The 17341-nt window shown below is 68.3% G+C and carries 18 protein-coding genes and 2 tRNA genes; 4 read left to right on the top strand and 16 right to left on the bottom strand.

Going from position 1 to position 17341, the window contains the following annotated elements:
• Positions 1 to 160: 160 nt before the first annotated feature.
• Positions 161 to 946 carry a class II aldolase/adducin family protein gene (locus SNE35_RS22065; RefSeq protein ID WP_320425169.1) on the bottom strand — a complete coding sequence of 262 codons (786 nt, stop codon included), beginning with the start codon at positions 944 to 946 and terminating at the stop codon, positions 161 to 163.
• A 117-nt stretch (positions 947 to 1063) separates the two neighbouring features.
• Between SNE35_RS22065 and SNE35_RS22060 the strand changes: the two genes are divergently transcribed.
• Together SNE35_RS22060 and SNE35_RS22055 are read left to right on the top strand one after the other, a co-directional pair.
• Complete coding sequence (locus SNE35_RS22060; protein ID WP_320425168.1) at positions 1064 to 1768, top strand: Crp/Fnr family transcriptional regulator; 705 nt, start codon at positions 1064 to 1066, stop codon at positions 1766 to 1768.
• A 32-nt stretch (positions 1769 to 1800) separates the two neighbouring features.
• Positions 1801 to 2880, top strand: a complete 1080-nt coding sequence (locus SNE35_RS22055; RefSeq protein WP_320425167.1) for a phosphotransferase — start codon at positions 1801 to 1803, stop codon at positions 2878 to 2880.
• A gap of 12 nt (positions 2881 to 2892) precedes the next feature.
• Here the strand turns inward: SNE35_RS22055 and SNE35_RS22050 are convergent, their stop codons facing one another.
• Positions 2893 to 3516 carry a hypothetical protein gene (locus SNE35_RS22050; protein WP_320425166.1) on the bottom strand — a complete coding sequence of 208 codons (624 nt, stop codon included), beginning with the start codon at positions 3514 to 3516 and terminating at the stop codon, positions 2893 to 2895.
• A gap of 154 nt (positions 3517 to 3670) precedes the next feature.
• On the opposite strand from SNE35_RS22050, the gene SNE35_RS22045 reads away from it, so the two are divergent.
• A complete protein-coding gene (locus tag SNE35_RS22045; protein ID WP_320425165.1) occupies positions 3671 to 4363 on the top strand; it encodes a glutathione binding-like protein in 693 nt (230 codons plus the stop codon).
• Positions 4364 to 4372: 9 nt separating this feature from the next.
• On the opposite strand, the gene soxA is transcribed toward SNE35_RS22045, so the two are convergent.
• The 14 genes from soxA to hemC all read right to left on the bottom strand — a co-directional run bounded on the left by soxA (position 4373) and on the right by hemC (position 14327).
• Entirely contained in the window at positions 4373 to 5107 is a 735-nt protein-coding gene (soxA, locus tag SNE35_RS22040; protein ID WP_320425164.1) for a sulfur oxidation c-type cytochrome SoxA, read from the bottom strand.
• On the bottom strand, positions 5104 to 5424 hold the full coding sequence (gene soxZ, locus SNE35_RS22035; RefSeq protein WP_320425163.1) for a thiosulfate oxidation carrier complex protein SoxZ: 321 nt from the start codon (positions 5422 to 5424) through the stop codon (positions 5104 to 5106). The genes soxA and soxZ overlap by 4 nt, the downstream gene beginning before the upstream one ends.
• A 16-nt stretch (positions 5425 to 5440) precedes the next feature.
• Entirely contained in the window at positions 5441 to 5866 is a 426-nt protein-coding gene (locus tag SNE35_RS22030) for a thiosulfate oxidation carrier protein SoxY (protein WP_320425162.1), read from the bottom strand.
• Positions 5863 to 6201, bottom strand: coding sequence for a sulfur oxidation c-type cytochrome SoxX (gene soxX / locus SNE35_RS22025; RefSeq protein WP_320425161.1), 339 nt, complete (start codon positions 6199 to 6201; stop codon positions 5863 to 5865). The genes SNE35_RS22030 and soxX overlap by 4 nt, the downstream gene beginning before the upstream one ends.
• Positions 6202 to 6254: 53 nt before the next feature.
• A complete protein-coding gene (locus tag SNE35_RS22020; protein ID WP_320425160.1) occupies positions 6255 to 8411 on the bottom strand; it encodes a xanthine dehydrogenase family protein molybdopterin-binding subunit in 2157 nt (718 codons plus the stop codon).
• Positions 8408 to 8908, bottom strand: a complete 501-nt coding sequence (locus SNE35_RS22015) for a (2Fe-2S)-binding protein (protein WP_320425159.1) — start codon at positions 8906 to 8908, stop codon at positions 8408 to 8410. The genes SNE35_RS22020 and SNE35_RS22015 overlap by 4 nt, the downstream gene beginning before the upstream one ends.
• Positions 8909 to 9070: 162 nt before the next feature.
• Positions 9071 to 9382, bottom strand: a complete 312-nt coding sequence (locus SNE35_RS22010; protein WP_320425158.1) for a hypothetical protein — start codon at positions 9380 to 9382, stop codon at positions 9071 to 9073.
• A gap of 188 nt (positions 9383 to 9570) precedes the next feature.
• Positions 9571 to 9647 (bottom strand) — tRNA-Arg (locus SNE35_RS22005).
• 74 nt (positions 9648 to 9721) lie between these two features.
• Positions 9722 to 10000: a hypothetical protein gene (locus SNE35_RS22000; RefSeq protein ID WP_320425157.1), complete on the bottom strand. Its 279-nt coding sequence runs from the start codon at positions 9998 to 10000 to the stop codon at positions 9722 to 9724.
• A 116-nt stretch (positions 10001 to 10116) separates the two neighbouring features.
• Positions 10117 to 10193 (bottom strand) — tRNA-Arg (locus SNE35_RS21995).
• 47 nt (positions 10194 to 10240) lie between these two features.
• Entirely contained in the window at positions 10241 to 11476 is a 1236-nt protein-coding gene (locus SNE35_RS21990) for a heme biosynthesis HemY N-terminal domain-containing protein (protein ID WP_320425156.1), read from the bottom strand.
• A gap of 12 nt (positions 11477 to 11488) precedes the next feature.
• A complete protein-coding gene (locus SNE35_RS21985) occupies positions 11489 to 12619 on the bottom strand; it encodes a uroporphyrinogen-III C-methyltransferase (protein ID WP_320425155.1) in 1131 nt (376 codons plus the stop codon).
• Positions 12616 to 13407 carry a uroporphyrinogen-III synthase gene (locus tag SNE35_RS21980; RefSeq protein WP_320425154.1) on the bottom strand — a complete coding sequence of 264 codons (792 nt, stop codon included), beginning with the start codon at positions 13405 to 13407 and terminating at the stop codon, positions 12616 to 12618. Before SNE35_RS21980 ends, SNE35_RS21985 begins: the two co-directional genes overlap by 4 nt.
• Positions 13407 to 14327, bottom strand: coding sequence for a hydroxymethylbilane synthase (hemC, locus tag SNE35_RS21975; protein ID WP_320425153.1), 921 nt, complete (start codon positions 14325 to 14327; stop codon positions 13407 to 13409). Before hemC ends, SNE35_RS21980 begins: the two co-directional genes overlap by 1 nt.
• A gap of 114 nt (positions 14328 to 14441) precedes the next feature.
• On the opposite strand from hemC, the gene ppc reads away from it, so the two are divergent.
• Complete coding sequence (gene ppc / locus SNE35_RS21970; RefSeq protein WP_320425152.1) at positions 14442 to 17339, top strand: phosphoenolpyruvate carboxylase; 2898 nt, start codon at positions 14442 to 14444, stop codon at positions 17337 to 17339.
• Positions 17340 to 17341: the final 2 nt, after the last annotated feature.

The following is a 17341-nucleotide window of genomic DNA, read 5'->3' as shown; positions in this document are numbered from 1 at the left end:
ACCCAGGGCAGTGGCGCCCTCCCTGTCAGTGGGCGCAAGACGTTAGGAGGCAGTACGCTGTCTCGGTCCATGCCGCATTTGTTGGTTTCGCGGCACTCTAGCATGGGCATCCACCGCCGATTCCCGGGTCGCACCCGGACTTCAGGGGTCAGGCGATCCGTCAGGTGTCGTAGCCGGGTGAGCGGCGATCCAGGCGCCGCAGCAAGCCCGGCCAGGTGAGACCGGCGCCCATGCCCTTGGTGACCTGCGCCTGCTGCTGCTTCGCGCCGGCGATGATGGCCGGGTTCACCGGCACCAGTTCACCGCCGCCGGCCTGGGCCCGAATCTGGATATTGCAGACGGTCTCGAACAGGTACATCTGCAGGAAGGCCTCGGGCACGCCGCGGCCCACCGTCAGCAGGCCGTGGTTGCGCAGCATCAGGAAGCCGTTGGTCGGGCCCAGGTCGGCGACGAGCCGGGGCTTCTCCTCGTCGCGCAGCGCCACGCCCTCGTAGTCGTGATAGCCCAAGCCCGACAGCACGAAGATCGACTGCTGCGAGATCGGCAGCACGCCGCCCTGCTGGGCGCTGACGGCCACACCGTTGAGCGTGTGCGTGTGCAGCACGCAGCCGGCGTCCTCGCGCGCCGCGTGCACCGCGCTGTGGATCGTGAAGCCGGCCGGATTGACCGGGAACGGCGATTCGTCGAGCTTGTTGCCGTTCATGTCCACGCGCACCAGGCTGGACGCGGTGATCTCCTCGAACATCAGCCCGTAGGGGTTGATCAGGAACTCGTCGTGGCGGCCCGGCAGCCGCGCGCTGATGTGCGTGAAGACCAGGTCGTCCCAGCCGAACAAGGCCACCAGGCGGTAGGCCGCGGCCAGGTCCACGCGCAGCGCCCATTCCTCGGCGCTGACCTCGTTGCGGCGGCTCGGGATCGCCGGCAGTTGATGCGATGCGGTGCTCATGGTTTCCTCGTCTCCTTGTTGTCTGGGCGCTCGTCTTGGCGCTCGTTTTGGCGTAGATGCGGCTCGTGGACAATAGGCAATCACAGCATCGCCCTGCTGTCACGTCAGCGACAAAGCATGAATAGCACGGATCTCAACACTGCTGAACGCGCCAACATCGAATCCGGCCCCTGGTTCTCGCGCCTCTCGCCCGCCCTGCGCAGCGACATCCTCTCGCGCGCCTTCGTACGCCGCGTCGCCGACGGCACGCTGATGGGCCACCGCGGCCAGCCGGCCGAGGAATGGATCGGCGTGGCCAAGGGCGCGGTGCGGGTCAGCTCGGTCTCGCTCTCCGGCAAGCAGATCTCGCTGACCTACGTCGAGCCCGGCACCTGGTTCGGCGACATCGCGCTGTTCGACGGCATGCCGCGAACCCACGATGCCAACGCCCACGGCGAAACGACCTTGCTGGTCGTGCGCAAGGCCGACTTCAAGGACCTGCTGTCTCGCCACGTCGAGCTGTACGACGCGCTGCTGCGCCTGAACTGCCGGCGCCTGCGCCTGATGTTCGACCAGATCGAAGACCTCAACACACGACCGCTGGCCGCGCGCCTGGCCAAGCAGTTGCTGCTGCTGGCTCGCTCTTACGGCGTGCCACAGGGCGAGGAGATCCGCATCAGCCTACAGCTCGCGCAGGAAGACATCGCGCAGCTGCTCGGCGCCTCGCGCCAGCGCGTCAACCAGGAGCTCAAGGGCTTCGAGCGCGACGGTGCGGTGCGCGTGGAGCCGACGCGGCTCGTCGTGCTGAGCAAGGACAAGCTGCTCGCGATCGCAGGCCGCTGAAAACACCAAGAAGATCAAGGAACAGGAGACCCATGGACGCCTACACCGGAACGCGCGCACCCACGACGCCGCTGGATACCGAAGCCCTCACCGCCTGGCTAACGCGTCATGTCGACGGCTTCGCCGGCCCGCTGGAGATCGCGCAGTTCAAGGGCGGCCAGTCGAACCCGACCTACAAGCTGACCACGCCTACTGGCGTCTACGCGATGCGCACCAAGCCCGGTCCGGTCGCGAAGCTGCTGCCCTCGGCCCACGCGATCGAGCGCGAGTACACGGTGATGAAGGCGCTCGCCAACACCGACGTGCCGGTGCCGCGCATGCTGGCGCTGTGCGAGGACGAATCGGTGATCGGCCGCGCCTTCTACCTGATGGAGTTCATGGAAGGCCGCGTGCTGTGGGATCAGTCGCTGCCCGGCATGAGCCCCGCCGAGCGCGGCGCGATCTACACGGAGATGAACCGCGTGATCGCCGCGCTTCACAACGTGGCTTTCGCAGCGGTAGGCCTGGCAGCCTACGGCAAGCCCGGCAACTACTTCGAGCGCCAGATCGGCCGCTGGAGCAAGCAGTACCTGGCTTCGATCACGGTGGCGAACCCGGCCATGGACCAATTGCTCGCCTGGCTGCCGGCCCACATCCCGGCCTCGGCGCGCGACGAAGACGAGGTATCCATCGTCCACGGCGACTTCCGGCTCGACAACATGGTCTTCCACCCGACCGAGCCGCGCGTGATCGCCGTGCTCGACTGGGAGCTCTCGACGCTGGGCCACCCGCTGGCCGACTTCAGCTATCACTGCATGAGCTGGCACATCCAGGCCTCGGGCGCCGCTCGCGGCCTCGGCGGCCGCACGGACCTGGCCGAGCTGGGCATCCCGGACGAACGCAGCTATGTGCGGGCCTACTGCGAGCGCACCGGCCGCCACGACGTCGACGCGGTGATGAAGGACTGGAACTTCTACCTGGCCTACAACCTGTTCCGCCTGGCGGCTATCGTCCAGGGCATCGCGAAGCGCGCGCAGGACGGCACGGCATCGAACGAGCGGGCGAAGGAAGCAGGCGCCGCCGCCGTTCCGCTGGCCGAACTCGGCTGGCAGTTCGCGCAGCGCGGCCACTGACGGCCGCTCAGCTCACTCCGGGCGGGAACTCTGCCAGGCGACCGAAGTGGTCGTCGGCCAGGGGCTGCCTTCGGACAGCTTCGCGTTGACGCGCTGGGCCTCCCGGCAGGCGCACTCCAGCAGTCGCACCAGCGACTGGATCTTGGCCATGTCCGGCACCGGCATTGCGGTGCGCAGGTACACGTTGCCGCGCATCGTCATCAGCACGACGGGCTGGCCCTCGGGCAGCACGTCCTGCGAGGACTGGGCGAGCAGCTCGCTCAGCTCGCCTTCGAGCCAGGCATCGGCCAGGTCCTTGGTCACGCCCAGCACGCCGAAGCGCTGGCGCACGAGCTTGGAGGAGAACTGCGTCAGCTTCGGGAACATCACGAGCCAGCGCATCTCTTCGGGCGTGTCGGTGTCGACGCGGGTCTTCAGGGTGTCGGTGTAGGCCTCGAAGACCGCCTTCTCCAGCGTCTCCATCAGGTCGCGGCCGAGCACCAGCAGCTGCAGGTCGCCCTGCAGCTTCATTTCGCAGCGCATGCGCAGCTCGTGCCCGGTGATGTAGCTGCGCTGCGAGGCGCCCCACTCAATCCGCAGCGGCCCCGGCAGCGCCTTGGGCTGCTCGACCATGAAGCCCTGACCGTCGCGTGTCACTCGAAATTGAGCGTTACGTCCCTCGGCCCAGTCGTGGATGACCCGCCAGCGCGCTGCGTTGGCCCGGGCGACAAACCAGTGTTTGACTTGCTTTAAAACCATGAGTCAGGAGAATGCAACGGAATAGGTCTCGGGACTGCGCAAGGACAACAAGGTGATCGAAGTCTATTCATGGCCCACGCCGAACGGCCACAAGGTCCACATCATGCTGGAGGAATGCGGCCTCCCCTATCGGGTGATTCCAGTGGACATCGGCAGCGGCGCCCAGTTCGGGTCGGCGTTTCTTGCCATCAGCCCCAACAACAAGATCCCCGCCATCGTCGATCCTGACGGCCCCGACGGCAGGCCCATTTCCCTCTTCGAGTCCGGCGCCATTTTGCTCTATCTGGCCGGCAAGACGGGCCGCTTCATGCCAGAAGACACACGCGGCAAGTACGAGGCGCTGCAGTGGCTGATGTTCCAGATGGGCGGCGTTGGCCCGATGCTGGGCCAGGCCCACCACTTCCGCATCTACGCGCCCGAGAAGATCGCCTACGCGATCGACCGCTACACGAACGAGGCCAAGCGCCTGTACGGCGTGATGGACAAGCGCCTGGCCTCGTCCACCTACATCGCCGGCAAGCAGTACGGCATCGCCGACATGGCGATCTTCCCGTGGCTGCGCTCCTGGAAGAACCAGGGCGTCGAGATGGGCGAGTACCCGCACCTCAAGGGCTGGTTCGACGAGATCGCCGCACGGCCTGCCGTGCAGCGCGGCGTCGAGGTGCTGGCCAACGCGCGCCAGCCGCAGATCACCGACAAGGCACGCGAGATGCTGTTCGGCGCCACCCAGTACAAGCGGCACTGAACTTCGCCGTTATGGTCGCACCGCCGGTGCGTCCATAGCCATGCCCGCGGCGCGCTGCATCAGGTAGAGCTCCAGATCCACCATTTCCTCGGCGTTCCAGTCCCAGGGCTGAGCGCGCACGCCGGCCGCGCAGTTGCGCAGGCGCCGCTGCAGGGAACCCAGGCCCTGCCATTCGAGCCGGTACAGCGGGTAGCCGGTCGGGTGCGCCTCGGGGATCGTGCTGCCGCCCAGCTTCTCGCCGGCGCGCTGGTCATGGCACTGCGCGCAGGACAGGTTCAGCTGGCCGATGCGCCGCTCGAACAAGACCTGGCCCCGCGCGCGGAAGGGCTGCAGCCGCTCATCGGCCGGCGGCGCCACCGGTTGCCCGCGCGACTGCAGCGCGATCCAGGCGCTGATGCTCAGCAGGTCTTCGCTCTCGGGGGGCAGCTCGGCGCCGTGGTCGAGACGCCGGCACTGCTGGATGCGTTGAGCCAAGGTGATCGGCTTCTTCAGCGCCGCGTCGAAGGCCGGATAGCGCGCCGCCACGCCACGCATCGACTGCTCGGCAGGTGCATGGCAACGGCCGCAGGCCCACTGCTGCCACAACGCCCGGCCGCCGTCGGCCCAAAGCATGGCCGGGTTGCTGCCGTCGTCGCGCTGCATCGCCTGCAGCGCGGGGCTCATCATGTCGTAGCCGCTGCGGCGCGGCGCACTGGCGCCCAGCAGCAGCGGCAACAGCAGCAGGGCGACCAGCGCGCGTCTCATGTCACCGTCAGCACCCGCGTCTCGGCCTGCGAAAAGCCCTCGTCGCCCTCCCAGCTGAAGCGCAGCTCGCCGCTTTCGCTGGCGCGCAGCCAGAAGCTGATCAGCGGGTTGGCCGCCACGGCGGGGAACAGCTCGGCGCTGAACACCGGCTCGCCACCGAAGGAGCAGCGGAAGCGGCGGATGATGTTGCGGGTCAGGCGCCGGCCGTCGTCTCCGGTGCGATAGCCCGTCTCCATCGGATGGGCGATCAGGCAGCGGATCTCGATGATCTCGCCGCGCTTCGCCTCGGCCGGCATCGTGATCAGCACGCGCGCCATGCAGCCTTCCTCTCCACTATTCGACGCAGGCCGCCAGCGTGACGACCACATCCACCGCCTGCGAGCGATAGCTGCCGTCGCTGAGCTTGGCCACCGCCACGAGTTGCTGGCTCGTGGCGAGGCGGATCCGCGTGGCCACTTGAGCCTTGCCAGAGGCGGGCGTCAGGCTGAAGCGCGCGACGTCGCGCTGCGGGTTCAGCTGGTTGAACAGAGCAATGCCCTGCACGTAGTCGTCCGGCCGCATCGGACTGTCATCCACGCGCAAGGTCACCGGCACGGCGTTGCCGTTCTCGACCAGCGGTGCGATGTCGATCTGCACGCCACCCGGCTTCGGCTCCACGCCGCCGGTGTAGAGGAGGATGGCCGCGCGCAGCTCCTCGGTGCTGGCGCTCGCCAGTTGCCCGCTGAGCGCCAGCCAGCCGAGCAAGGCGCGGCGCTTCACTTGAGCGTCTCCAGGTAGGCAACCACATCGTCCAGCTGCTGGGCCGTGAAGATCGTGCGCCCGCGCCAGGTCTCGCCGACCTGCTGCAGGCCCTCCGTGCTGTAGTAGGCCGGCATGATGCTGGCCGGGTTGTCGCGCCGGCCGTCGGCGAGCTTGGCGCGCAGCTGCGCCGCTGTCCAGCGCGAACCAGCGCCGGCCAGATCGGGCGCCAGCGTGCCCTGGAAGCGCTCTTCGGGGATCGGCGCGCTGTGGCACAGCAGGCACAGGCCCTGCTGGCGGCTCGCGACTATGGCGCGGCCGCGCGCCGGATCGCCGGGCTCTGCGTGAGCATGCATGGCGGTCAGGAGGGCCAGCATCAAGACCTGACCCCGCATGTCACGCACTTTGCTCAGGCCTTCAGGCTGTGCAGCCGCAGCGGCAGCTCGCGGATGCGCTTGCCGGTGGCCGCGAACACCGCATTCAGCACGGCCGGCGCTGCGACGGCGATCGTCGGCTCGCCGACGCCGCCCCAGAAGCCGCCCGAGGGCATCACGATGGCCTCGACCTTGGGCATGTGCTCCATCTTCATCACCGGGTAGTCGCCGAAGTTGCTCTGCTCGATGCGGCCGTCCTTCAGCGTGCACTGGCCGAACAGCGCGGCCGACAGGCCGTAGGCGAACGAGCCTTCGACCTGCGCCGCGATCTGCTGCGGGTTGACGGCATGGCCTGGGTCGGTGGCCGCGGTGATCTTGTGGACCCGAACTTCCCCGCTCTTGCGGTCGACCGAGATCTCGGCGCAAGCCGCCACGTAGCTGCCGAAGCCCATGATCTGCGCGAGGCCGCGGTAGTGGCCCTTGGGCGCCAGCTTGCCCCAGCCGCCCTTCTCCGCCACTGCGTTCAGCACGGCCAGGTGCTTGGGCGAGTTCGCCAGCAGCTCGCGGCGCAGGGCCAGCGGATCGCGCTTCAACGCATGGGCCACTTCGTCGATGAAGCACTCCAGGTAGATCGCGTTCTGATTCAGGTTCACGCCGCGCCAGAAGCCCGGCGGCACCGGAGGGTTGCGCATCGCGTGGTCGATCAGCAGGTTCGGCACGGCGTAGCCGAAGGCGCCCTCGGCCCCACCCGGGTTCAGGCCCTGGAACACGACCGGGTCCAGACCGTTCTTGATGTTCTCGGGAAACAGCCCGGCGACGATGGACTGGCCGGAGATCCGCATGTGCAGCGCCGTGACCTTGCCACTCGCGTCGATGCCGGCCTGCAGCTTGCACTGCGTGACCGGGTGGTAGCGGCCGTGCTGCATGTCCTCCTCGCGGCTCCAGATCAGCTTGACCGGCGTGCCGGGCATCTGCTTGGCGATGTTGACCACCTGCGCGACCCAGTCCTGCGCCGCACCGCGCCGGCCGAAGCCACCGCCCAGATGCAGCTTGTAGACCTCGCACTGCGCGGCAGGCAGGCCCGAGGTCTCGATGACGGTGGCCAGCGAGGCCTCGCCGTTCTGTGTCGGCGTCCAGACCTCGCAGCGCTCCGGCGTCCAACGCGCGGTGGCGTTCATCACTTCCATCGTCGCGTGATTCTGGTGCGGGCAGGCGTAGACGGCCTCGATCTTCCGCGCCGCACCGGCCAGCCCTGCCCGCGCGTCGCCCTGCTTGTTGAAGGCCACGGCGTCGTCGGCGTCGAGGCCGGCCTTCAGCATCGCGGCGACGTCGGCGCTGCTGGTCTTCGCGTTCGGCCCCTCGTCCCAGACGATCTCCAGCGCCTCGAGCGCCGTCTTCGCGCGCCACCAGGTGTCGGCAACCACGGCAACGGACGAGTCGTCCACCTGCAGCACCTTCTTCACGCCAGGCATGGACGCGACCTTCGCCGCATCGAAGCCCTTCACCTTGCCGCCGAAGACGGGGCAGGCGCGGATCGCGGCGTTCAGCATGCCCGGCATCGTCAGGTCCATGCCGTAGATCTGCGAGCCATCGAGCTTGCCGCGGGTGTCCAGTCGCTTCATCGGCTTGCCGGCAAGGTTCCACTCGCACGGGTCCTTCAGCACGACGTCAGTCGGCGCCGGCAGGCGCGCAGCGGCGTCGGCGAGCTTGCCGTAGCTCAGGCGCCGGCCGGAGGCCTCGTGCACCACCTCGCCTCTGCTGACCTTGCAATCGGCAGCGGCGCACTGCCACTGCGCGGCTGCCGCGGCCACGAGCATCATCCGCGCCGCCGCGCCGCCCTTGCGCACGTAGTCGTTGGACTCGCGGATGCCTCGGCTGCCGCCGGTCGAAAAGCTGCCCCAGACGCGATTGCGCGCGAGGTTCTGGCCGGGTGTCGGGTACTCGGTGCGCACGCGAGCCCAGTCGCAGCCGAGCTCCTCGGCCACCAACTGCGCGAGGCCCGTCAGCGTGCCTTGGCCCATCTCGGAGCGGGCGATGCGGATGACGACCGTTTCGTCCGGCTGGATCAGCACCCAGGCGTTCAACTCAGGGTTGGCGGCCGGAGTGTCGGCAAGCGCAGGGATGTGGAAGCCGACCATCAGGCCGCCAGCGGCGCCGACCGAGGTCTTGAGAAAATGACGGCGGCTGTTCATGCGACACCGCCTTCCGTCTGGATCGTGATGGCGATCTGCTTGCGCTGCAGTTGACCGGCCGCGAGGTGGATCGCGGCGCGCACGCGGTTGTAGGTGCCACAGCGGCAGATGTTGGTCATCGCGGCATCGATGTCCGCGTCGGTGGGTTTGGGCTTGGCCTTCAGCAGCACGACGGCCGCCATGATCATGCCGCTCTGGCAGAAGCCGCACTGCGGCACGTCCAACTCGTCCCAGGCGCGCTGCACCGGATGGCTGGCGTCCTTGGACAGGCCCTCGATCGTCACGATCTTCTCGCTGCCGGACAAGGTGGAGACCGGACGCACGCAGGAGCGCGTCGCGACGCCATCCAGGTGCACGGTGCAGGCGCCGCACTGGGCGATGCCGCAACCGTACTTGGTACCCGTCAGACCCAGCTGCTCACGCAGCACCCACAGCAGCGGCGTGTCGGGCTCGGCCTCGAATTCACGCGGACTGCCGTTGACGTTCAATTGGCCCATCTGGCGCTCTCCTTGTGCGTCGTTCATCGATCGGAAGACAACAACGGGAGACGCCGCGAGAGGGTCTCCTGGCAGCGCGGAGACTAGCAGTATTGCGTTTGCGCCGTGTTTGCGCCGCATGTGCGGCGCGCGCCAAGCGCACGAGAGCGTCTTGACGCCGATCTATGCCAATTCGCCCGGCACGCCGATGCGTGCGAACTGCTCGATGGCGTGTGACAGCCAGTCGTCAGAAAGCGGGACGAAGCGCGCCGAGCCGGCGTCGGCCAGGAAACCCTTCCATTGGGTTTCGGTGCAACCGGTGGCGCCGAGACCCCGGTTGAAAACAGTCATCGCCACGGCAGTCGGAAGACCCGAAGCTGCAACCAGGTCACGCAATCGGTCGTTGGCGGACTCGTTGCCAGACTGTTCATGCGCTTGGTCTGCGGCAAGCGGAGTGGATGGCATTGAAGGCGAAGCGGGAACGTCGTACATCATCGTGAACTTCTCCTTGGCCCCAGTTCTACCCGCATCTGGTGGCGCTCGTGTTGCACGCAAACCATTTCCTCCCCTCGACTGAGGGGGCCCGTCATCGTCCAGATGAGCAGGCGGAGAAAAGGAGCACGCGTAGAACGGAAAACGGGTCAGACGCTTGCGCATCTGACCCGTGATTTCTCTTCTTTTTCTGGTGCGGCTGGCAGGATTCGAACCCACGACCCCTTGGTTCGTAGCCAAGTACTCTATCCAACTGAGCTACAGCCGCGAAGCCTTGCACTATAGCATGAGCTTTGCGGGCTCCGAATGAAACTCGGATAAATATTGCAGCCGGGCCGCAGCTCAACGGCTGCGTTTGGCGGGAGGGCCTGCAATCCTGCCGCGCCTCTCGGCATCCAGGCCGGGCGTCGCGTGCAGGTCCGTGTCGACCTGCCCTTGCTGCAGATCGTCGGCCGCCTGCCGGCCAATGCAGCGTTGCTTCTCGCCTGCAGCGCCGGTGCCCTGGCGGGAGGTGGAGTCCGCACCGACCGACTCATCGCGCTCGTGCGGCAACTGCACGTCGTCGGAGCCATTGGCGCGGCGCTTCGAGCCGACTTTCGTCTCAGGGGAAATGGATGCCATACGAACCTCGATCGGGATCAGATGCGTTCGCTCTGGCAATTCGGGTGCCTCGAGGCACCCAGAAACGGAAAACGGGCCAGACGCTTGCGCATCTGACCCGTCGACTCTTCTTTTTATGGTGCGGCTGGCAGGATTCGAACCCACGACCCCTTGGTTCGTAGCCAAGTACTCTATCCAACTGAGCTACAGCCGCGAAGCCTTGCACTATAGCATGGAAATTTCCGCTCCGGCAAGATCTTCTCAAGCCAGCAGCGCGGCGGCCTCGTGGCAGCGTGCGCGGCGTTCCATGTCGCCGTCCTGCTCGGCCAACGCGGCCAGCCTCAGCCAGCTGCGACGGCGCGCAGCAACAGGCATCGCGCGGTCGTCGCTGACCTGCTCCAGCATCAGCCGGGCCTTGCCCCACAGCTGGCGCTCGGCCAGCGCGTGGCCCAGCGCATAGGCGAGGTACTTGTCGCGCGGAAAGCGTTGCACCGCCGATTCGAGGCGCTGCAGCCATTCGGCGCCGACGCCGGGCAGCACCGGCACCAGCGCTTCGGCCAGTGCGGCGCGCTCGTCGACCGGCAGGTCGCCGATGTCGTCCCAGAACGGACGCAGCCAGCCGCGGCCGTCTTCCGGTGCACCGAGTGCCGCGGCACATTGCGCAGCACGGGCAGCGACGATGGCATCGCGGCGATCGGCACCGTCGAGCTGCAGCCAGGCGGCGCGCAACTGGTCGACGTCGCGTGCGGCATCCAGCGCCTCGAAGGCCAGCGCGCGCAGCAGACCCTGGGCTGCAGACTTGGAGAAGCCCTGGTGTTTGGCCAGCAGGCGCGCCGTGCGCAGCGCCTCCAGCGAGTGCTTGGAGAAGCGAGCCGCTTGCAGCTTCAGCCGTAGCGCCTGCGTGCGGCGGGCCACGCCTGGTGTCAGCTCGCCGAGCAGTTCGAGCGCACGGCCGGCATCGCGGTCGTCGAGTGCCCACTCGGCCGCCAGCAGCCGGGCGCCCTCCTCCAGCGCGCCGCGCTTGGACAGCGAGAGTGCCAGCTGCAGTTGCTCGTCGCGCCGGCGCCGGTCCTGCAGGCGGTGCGCGCTGCTCGCGGCCATCAGGTGGGCCAGCGCCATGAAGGAATGATCCTGCGCCAGTTCGGGCGTGGCGGACTGGATGTTCAGCGCCTTCTGCGCTGCCTTCTGCGCGCGGCTGTAGCGGCCGCCGAAGAACTCGGCCAGCGCCTCGCGCAGCGCCATCTGCGCGCTGCGCTCGCGCTGGGCCACGCGCCATTCGCGCGCGCGGCGCGGCAGCGAGATCAGCGAGTTGATCGCATTGATCGCGGTGACCAGCGCGAAGCAGCTGCCCACCAGCACCAGCAGAAAGAGGTTCAGCGAGACGTCGAGCCGACAGCCGCTCCAGTAGAAGCTGGCGAGGCCGTCATTGCTGCCCAGCATCAGCGCCGCGACGACGGCAAAAGCAAAGAGAAGTACCAGCCAGATGATCGTGCGCATCGATCGCGTCCCTCAGCGGCCCGCGGCCGCCAGCGCGGCCAGCGTGTCGTCGGGCCGCGGCACGGTGATCTGGCGCGCCTGGCCAGTGACCTGACGCATCAGCTCGGTCGCGGCGACAACCTTGCGCGAATGCACGTCGAAGTAGCGGCCCATCGTCTCTTGCACGTCACGCAGGTCGGACTGCGCGGTGTCGAACTGGCGGCTCAGCAGCGCCAGGCGGGCATTCAGCAGGCGCAGCTTCAGGTTCTCGCGCAGGAAGAAGCTCTGGTCCGGCGCGATCAGCATGCCCTCGGGATGATCGATGCGCGTCACGCGAATCAGCGAGCGGGTCTCGCCCCAGACGAGCTTGACCGCATCGTCCCAGCGCTGGCGCGCCTGGCCCAGCCACTGCGACATCTCGCCATCGGCCACGGGCACCGATGCCGCGGCGGCCGGCGCCTTGACGACGCGCTTGGCCGGCGCAGCTTCCGGCGCATCGCGCTCGGCGCTGGCCAGCAGCGGCAGGTCATCCAGCAGGCGCACCACCTCGTCGAGCTTGATCGCCAGGGTCGATACGTCGACGACGCTGAGCGATTTGATGCGGTCCAGATCGCGCGCCACGGCGCGGCGGATGCCCTCGAAGCGCGGCTGCTTGTAGCGCAGCAGCCGGTCGTCGGCCTGCTTCAGCGCGGCCACCAGCGGTTCGGCGCTACCGGTGATCACCGTCTGCTGCACGGCGACGCGCACCGAGGCCTCGATGTCCACGACGATGTTCTCGTCGCGCGAGCGGGACATCGACTGGATCAGATCCTCCAGCTGTCCGCGCTGCAGCGCGACCTCGGCGAGCCGCGCATCCAGCAGCGCCACCTTGGCCGCGGTATCGCGTGCCAGGTCTTGCGCCTGCTTCGATTGCGCCTGTGCCTCGCTGGCCTCGCCACGGCTGGCGTCCTGGCGGCGCACCAGCTCCTGCTCCAGCGCGCGCTGGCGGTCCAGGCCGTGCCAGGCGACGGCAAGGCCGGCCACCGAGGTCACGGCCAGCACCAGCGCACCAAGCAGCAGCCAGGCCGGCACCACGGGTCTCGGGACGACGGCGTGCGCCGCATAAGGCGTCACGGCGGATGCGACAGTCTCGGTCGCTGGCGTATTGGAGGAGGTATCGCTCACGGTGAAAACGATTGTAGGTCGCCCTTTTGCAGTGCCCGGAAGGCCTGGGCGACGGCCGCCGCGTCCGGTCGCGCGGATGCGACAGCGGTGAAGCCGAGCCCTCGCGCAGCCGCCGCGATGCGCTCGTGCGTGCAGATGCATGCACCCTGCGACCAGTCCGCTGCGGCCGGCGCCAGATCACCGAGATGGCCCACGCCCTCCGCGCTGCTGAACAACCAGACGTAGTCACGCGGCGCGGCCAGGATCGCTTCGAACAGCGCTTGCTCTTGAACATCGAAACGCGGCGGCCCACGGCGGTAGACGCTGAAGGGCGTCGCCGTGGCCCCGCGCTCGCGCAAGCGCTCGGCCAGCCATTCACGCCCGCCATTGCCACGCAGCAGCAGCACCTGGCGCCCCTGCCAATCGAGGTCCGCCAGCTGCGGCCACAGGTGCTCGGAATCGAGGCTCGGCGCATCGGCCGGCGGCTGGACGATCGCTCCAGCGGGCACGCCCGCCTCGCGCAAGGCCCGCGCACTGCCCGGGCCGACGCAGGCGGCCAGCGTGCCTGCCGGCCACGAAGCGCCTGCGGATCGATGGGCGAAGAAATGCTCGACGGCGTTGGGGCTGACGAAAACGGCCAGCGCAGCGCCAGGCAGGGAGGACCAAGCCTTCGCGGCATCGCCGCCATCGGCCGCCGTCACGTCGATCAGCGGCAGGCTGCGCGCGGCAAGGCCCTGGGCGGCCAGGCGCTCGATCCACTCGCCGGCCTGCTGGCGCGGCCGGGTCAGCACCAGCGTGCCGGCCTCCATCAGGCCAGGTAGGCCTCGGCGCCCTGCTCGCGCAGCGCCTGCGCCGCGCGCTCGCCAAGTTCGCGAGCCTCCGCGTCGCTGCGCACGAAGGCGCCGAGCTGCGCCTTCAGCAGCGTGCGACCCGTTTCTTCCGGGTGTCCCAACGCCACATCGATCCGCAGCTCATCACCGGCCCACACCGCATGCGCCGCCAGCGGCATGCTGCAACTGCCACCGAGAGAGCGTGACACCGCGCGCTCGGCCTGCGTCGCGAGCCAGGTCGGCCGGTCGATCAGCGGCGCGAGCGCCTCGCGCAGCGCTGCATCGTCGCTGCGGATCTCGATGCCCAGCGCGCCCTGGCCGGCGCAGGGAATCATCTCCTCCACCGTGAAGCAGGCGCGGATGCGTTCCGCCAGGCCCAGCCGCTTGAGGCCCGCCACGGCCAGCACGATCGCGTCGTAGCCGCCCTCGTCGAGCTTGCGCAGCCGCGTGTCCAGGTTGCCGCGCACCGGTTCGATGCGCAGGTCCGGGCGCATCGCTTTCAGTTGCACCACGCGGCGCAGGCTGGAGGTGCCAACCACGGCGCCCTGCGGCAGCTCGGCCAGGCTGGCGAAGCGCGGCGACACGAAGGCATCGCGTGGATCCTCGCGCTCCAGAATCGCGGCCAGCTCGAAGCCCTCGGGCAGCTCCATCGGCACGTCCTTCAGCGAGTGCACGGCCAGTTGCGCGCGGCCTTCCTCCAGCGCCGTTTCCAGTTCCTTGACGAACAGGCCCTTGCCACCGACCTTGGACAGGGTGCGGTCCAGGATCTGGTCGCCACGGGTCGTCATGCCCAGCAGCTCGACCGTCAGGCCCCGTTCTTGCAAGAGCGTGCGCACATGCTCGGCCTGCCACAGCGCAAGCCGGCTTTCGCGCGTGGCGATGGTGATCTTTTTTGTCATGTTTCGATTATCAGACAGCGAAGAATCCCGCCCGGGCGAGCAGCAGTCGAGGTCGAAGAAACTGATAAAGTCAAAAATCGGTAACTGCGTTACATAACTTTCAGAGAGACAGCCATGCCCTCCAAGAAGTCCTCCGCGAAGCCCGACCGCAAGGCCCTTGTCGCCGACAAGAACCAGCCGCTGATGGACGACATCCGGCTGCTCGGCCGCATCCTCGGCGAGGTGATCCGCGAGCAGGAGGGTCGCGAGGCCTATGAGCTGGTCGAGCGCATCCGGCAGCTGGCCGTGGCCTACCGGCTCAAGCAGGACACGCAGGCGGGCAAGAGTTTCGACAAGCTGCTGAAAAGCCTCTCGGGCGAGCAGGCCGTCAGCGTGATTCGCGCGTTCAGCTACTTCTCGCACCTGGCCAACATCGCCGAAGACCGCCATCACGTGCGCCGCCGCGAAGTCCACGAGCGGGCCGGCAGCATGCAGGAAGGCTCGCTCGCCTTCGCGCTGGAAAAGCTGCACGAGCACGGCGTGCGCCCGACCGAGATCGCCAAGACCCTGCAGCACGGCTTCATCTCGCCGGTGCTGACCGCCCACCCGACCGAAGTCCAGCGCAAGAGCATCCTTGACGCCGAACGCTCGATCGCCGGCCTGATCGAGCAGCGCGACACCCTGCACACCGAGCGCGAGAAGCGCGAGAACGAAGCGATGCTGCGCGCCCGCGTCACCCAGCTGTGGCAGACCCGCATGCTGCGCTACTCGAAGCTGACCGTCGCCGACGAGATCGAGAACGCGCTGTCCTACTACCAGGCCACCTTCCTGCGCGAGATCCCGAAGATCTACGCCGAGCTGGAAGAGGCGCTGCCCGGCCACGCGCTGAAGAGCTTCCTGCGCATGGGCAACTGGATCGGCGGCGACCGCGACGGCAACCCCAACGTCACCGCCACCACCTTGCGCCACGCGCTGAAGCGCCAGAGCGAGGTCGCGCTGCGCTTCTATCTGACCGAGATCCACGCGCTGGGCGGCGAGCTGTCGATCTCGCTGCGCCTGGCCAGCATCACGCCCGCAATGCAGGCGCTGGCCGAGAGCAGCCCCGACCAGAACGAGCACCGCAAGGACGAGCCCTACCGCCGCGCGCTGACCGGCATGTACTCACGCCTGGCCGCCACCCTGCACGAGCTGACCGGCACCGAGGCACTGCGCCACGCCGTCGCGCCGCAGAACGCCTATGGCTCGCCGGACGAGCTGCTGGCCGACCTGAAGACGATCGCGGCCTCGCTGAAGAGCCACCATGCCGAGGCCCTGATCGCGCCGCGCCTGACGCCGCTGATCCGCGCGGTCAGCGTGTTCGGCTTCCACCTGGCCACGCTGGACCTGCGCCAGAGCTCGGACCAGCACGAGGCCGTCGTCGCCGAGCTGCTGCAGCATGCACGCATCGAGAAGGACTACGCGGCCCTCGACGAAGCCGCCCGCCGTGCGCTGCTCGTCAAGCTGCTGAACGACGCCCGCCCGCTGCGCGTCCACGGCGCCGAGTACAGCGAGAAGACCATCGGCGAGCTGGCCATCTTCGAAGCCGCCCGCGACGCGCTGAAGCGCTACGGCCGCGAGTCGATCCGCCACTACATCATTTCGCATACCGAGTCGGTCAGCGACCTGCTGGAGGTGCTGCTGCTCTTGAAGGAAGTCGGCCTGATGCGCGGCACGCTCGATGAGGATGGAGCCCCCACGCCTGCGGGTACGCAGGCTGCCCCCCGAGGGGGTGCCGCCGCCCTTGGGGGCGGCCCGGCGGGCGGCGGGGCCGTCTGCGACCTGATCGTCTCGCCGCTGTTCGAGACCATCGGCGACCTGCGCGTGGCGCCGGAGATCATGGGCGAGTTCTACGCGCTGCCCGGCATCTCGAAGCTGATCCACCGTGGTGGCGCCGAGCAGGACGTGATGCTCGGCTACTCCGATTCCAACAAGGACGGCGGCATGTTCACGAGCTCCTGGGAGCTCTACCGCGCCGAGATCGCGCTGGTCGAAATGTTCGCCAGCTCCGCCCAGGCCAAGGGCGTGACCCTGCGCCTGTTCCACGGCCGCGGCGGCACGGTCGGTCGCGGCGGCGGCCCGAGCTACCAGGCCATCCTGGCCCAGCCTCCCGGCACCGTGAACGGCCAGATCCGCCTGACGGAACAGGGCGAGGTGATCAACTCCAAGTACGCGAACCCGGAGATCGGCCGCCGCAACCTGGAGACGCTGGTGGCCGCCACCCTGGAGGCCACGCTGCTGAACCCGACGAAGAGCGCGCCGAAGAGCTTCCTCGACGCCGCGCAGTCGCTGTCGGACCTGAGCTTCGCGGCCTACCGCGGCCTGGTCTACGACACCACGGGCTTCGCCGACTACTTCTTCGCCGCCACGCCGATCCGCGAGATCGCCGAGCTGAACATCGGCTCGCGCCCGGCCTCGCGCAAGGCCACCCGCGCGATCGAAGACCTGCGCGCGATTCCCTGGGGCTTCAGCTGGGGCCAGTCGCGCGTGGCACTGCCGGGTTGGTGCGGCTTCGGCTCGGCCGTGCTGAACTTCCTCGGCAAGGAAGGCACGCCGGAACACGCGCAAGGCCTGGCCCTGCTCAAGCGCATGCACAAGCAGTGGCCCTTCTTCCGCACCGTGCTGTCGAACCTGGACATGGTGCTGGCCAAGACCGACCTCGGCATTGCCGAGCGCTACGTGGAGCTGGTCGAGGACAAGAAGCTGGGCAAGAAGATCTTCACCGCAGTGAAGGCCGAGTTCGAGCGCACGCAGAGCGCGCTGAGCCTGATCACCGGCGAAGCGAGCCGCCTGGCGACGAACCCGGCGCTGGCCCGCTCGATCGAGCATCGCTTCCCCTACATCGACCCGCTGAACCACCTGCAGGTCGAGCTGATGCGCCGCTACCGCGCCGTGCCGGCGGAAAAGCGCGCCAGCGAGCCGACGATGGAGAAGGTGCAGCGCGGCATCCACCTCTCGATCAACGGCATCGCGGCGGGCCTCCGGAACACGGGCTGAGG

The sequence above is a fragment of the Roseateles agri genome, assembly GCF_034043675.1.
Lineage (GTDB): Bacteria > Pseudomonadota > Gammaproteobacteria > Burkholderiales > Burkholderiaceae_C > KK5.
The sequence above is the reverse complement of the archived record's forward strand: the minus strand, read 5'-3'. Positions and strand labels throughout refer to the sequence as shown.

Bases quoted from the DNA above. Each gene is read 5' to 3' on its own strand.
- SNE35_RS22065 (WP_320425169.1), bottom strand. From the start codon at position 946: ATGAGCACCGCATCGCATCAACTGCCGGCGATCCCGAGCCGCCGCAAC.
- SNE35_RS22060 (WP_320425168.1), top strand. From the start codon at position 1,064: ATGAATAGCACGGATCTCAACACTGCTGAACGCGCCAACATCGAATCC.
- SNE35_RS22055 (WP_320425167.1), top strand. From the start codon at position 1,801: ATGGACGCCTACACCGGAACGCGCGCACCCACGACGCCGCTGGATACC.
- soxA (WP_320425164.1), bottom strand. From the start codon at position 5,107: ATGAGACGCGCGCTGGTCGCCCTGCTGCTGTTGCCGCTGCTGCTGGGC.
- soxZ (WP_320425163.1), bottom strand. From the start codon at position 5,424: ATGGCGCGCGTGCTGATCACGATGCCGGCCGAGGCGAAGCGCGGCGAG.
- soxX (WP_320425161.1), bottom strand. From the start codon at position 6,201: ATGCATGCTCACGCAGAGCCCGGCGATCCGGCGCGCGGCCGCGCCATA.
- SNE35_RS22020 (WP_320425160.1), bottom strand. From the start codon at position 8,411: ATGAACAGCCGCCGTCATTTTCTCAAGACCTCGGTCGGCGCCGCTGGC.
- SNE35_RS22015 (WP_320425159.1), bottom strand. From the start codon at position 8,908: ATGGGCCAATTGAACGTCAACGGCAGTCCGCGTGAATTCGAGGCCGAG.
- SNE35_RS22010 (WP_320425158.1), bottom strand. From the start codon at position 9,382: ATGATGTACGACGTTCCCGCTTCGCCTTCAATGCCATCCACTCCGCTT.
- SNE35_RS22000 (WP_320425157.1), bottom strand. From the start codon at position 10,000: ATGGCATCCATTTCCCCTGAGACGAAAGTCGGCTCGAAGCGCCGCGCC.
- SNE35_RS21990 (WP_320425156.1), bottom strand. From the start codon at position 11,476: ATGCGCACGATCATCTGGCTGGTACTTCTCTTTGCTTTTGCCGTCGTC.
- SNE35_RS21980 (WP_320425154.1), bottom strand. From the start codon at position 13,407: ATGGAGGCCGGCACGCTGGTGCTGACCCGGCCGCGCCAGCAGGCCGGC.
- hemC (WP_320425153.1), bottom strand. From the start codon at position 14,327: ATGACAAAAAAGATCACCATCGCCACGCGCGAAAGCCGGCTTGCGCTG.
- ppc (WP_320425152.1), top strand. From the start codon at position 14,442: ATGCCCTCCAAGAAGTCCTCCGCGAAGCCCGACCGCAAGGCCCTTGTC.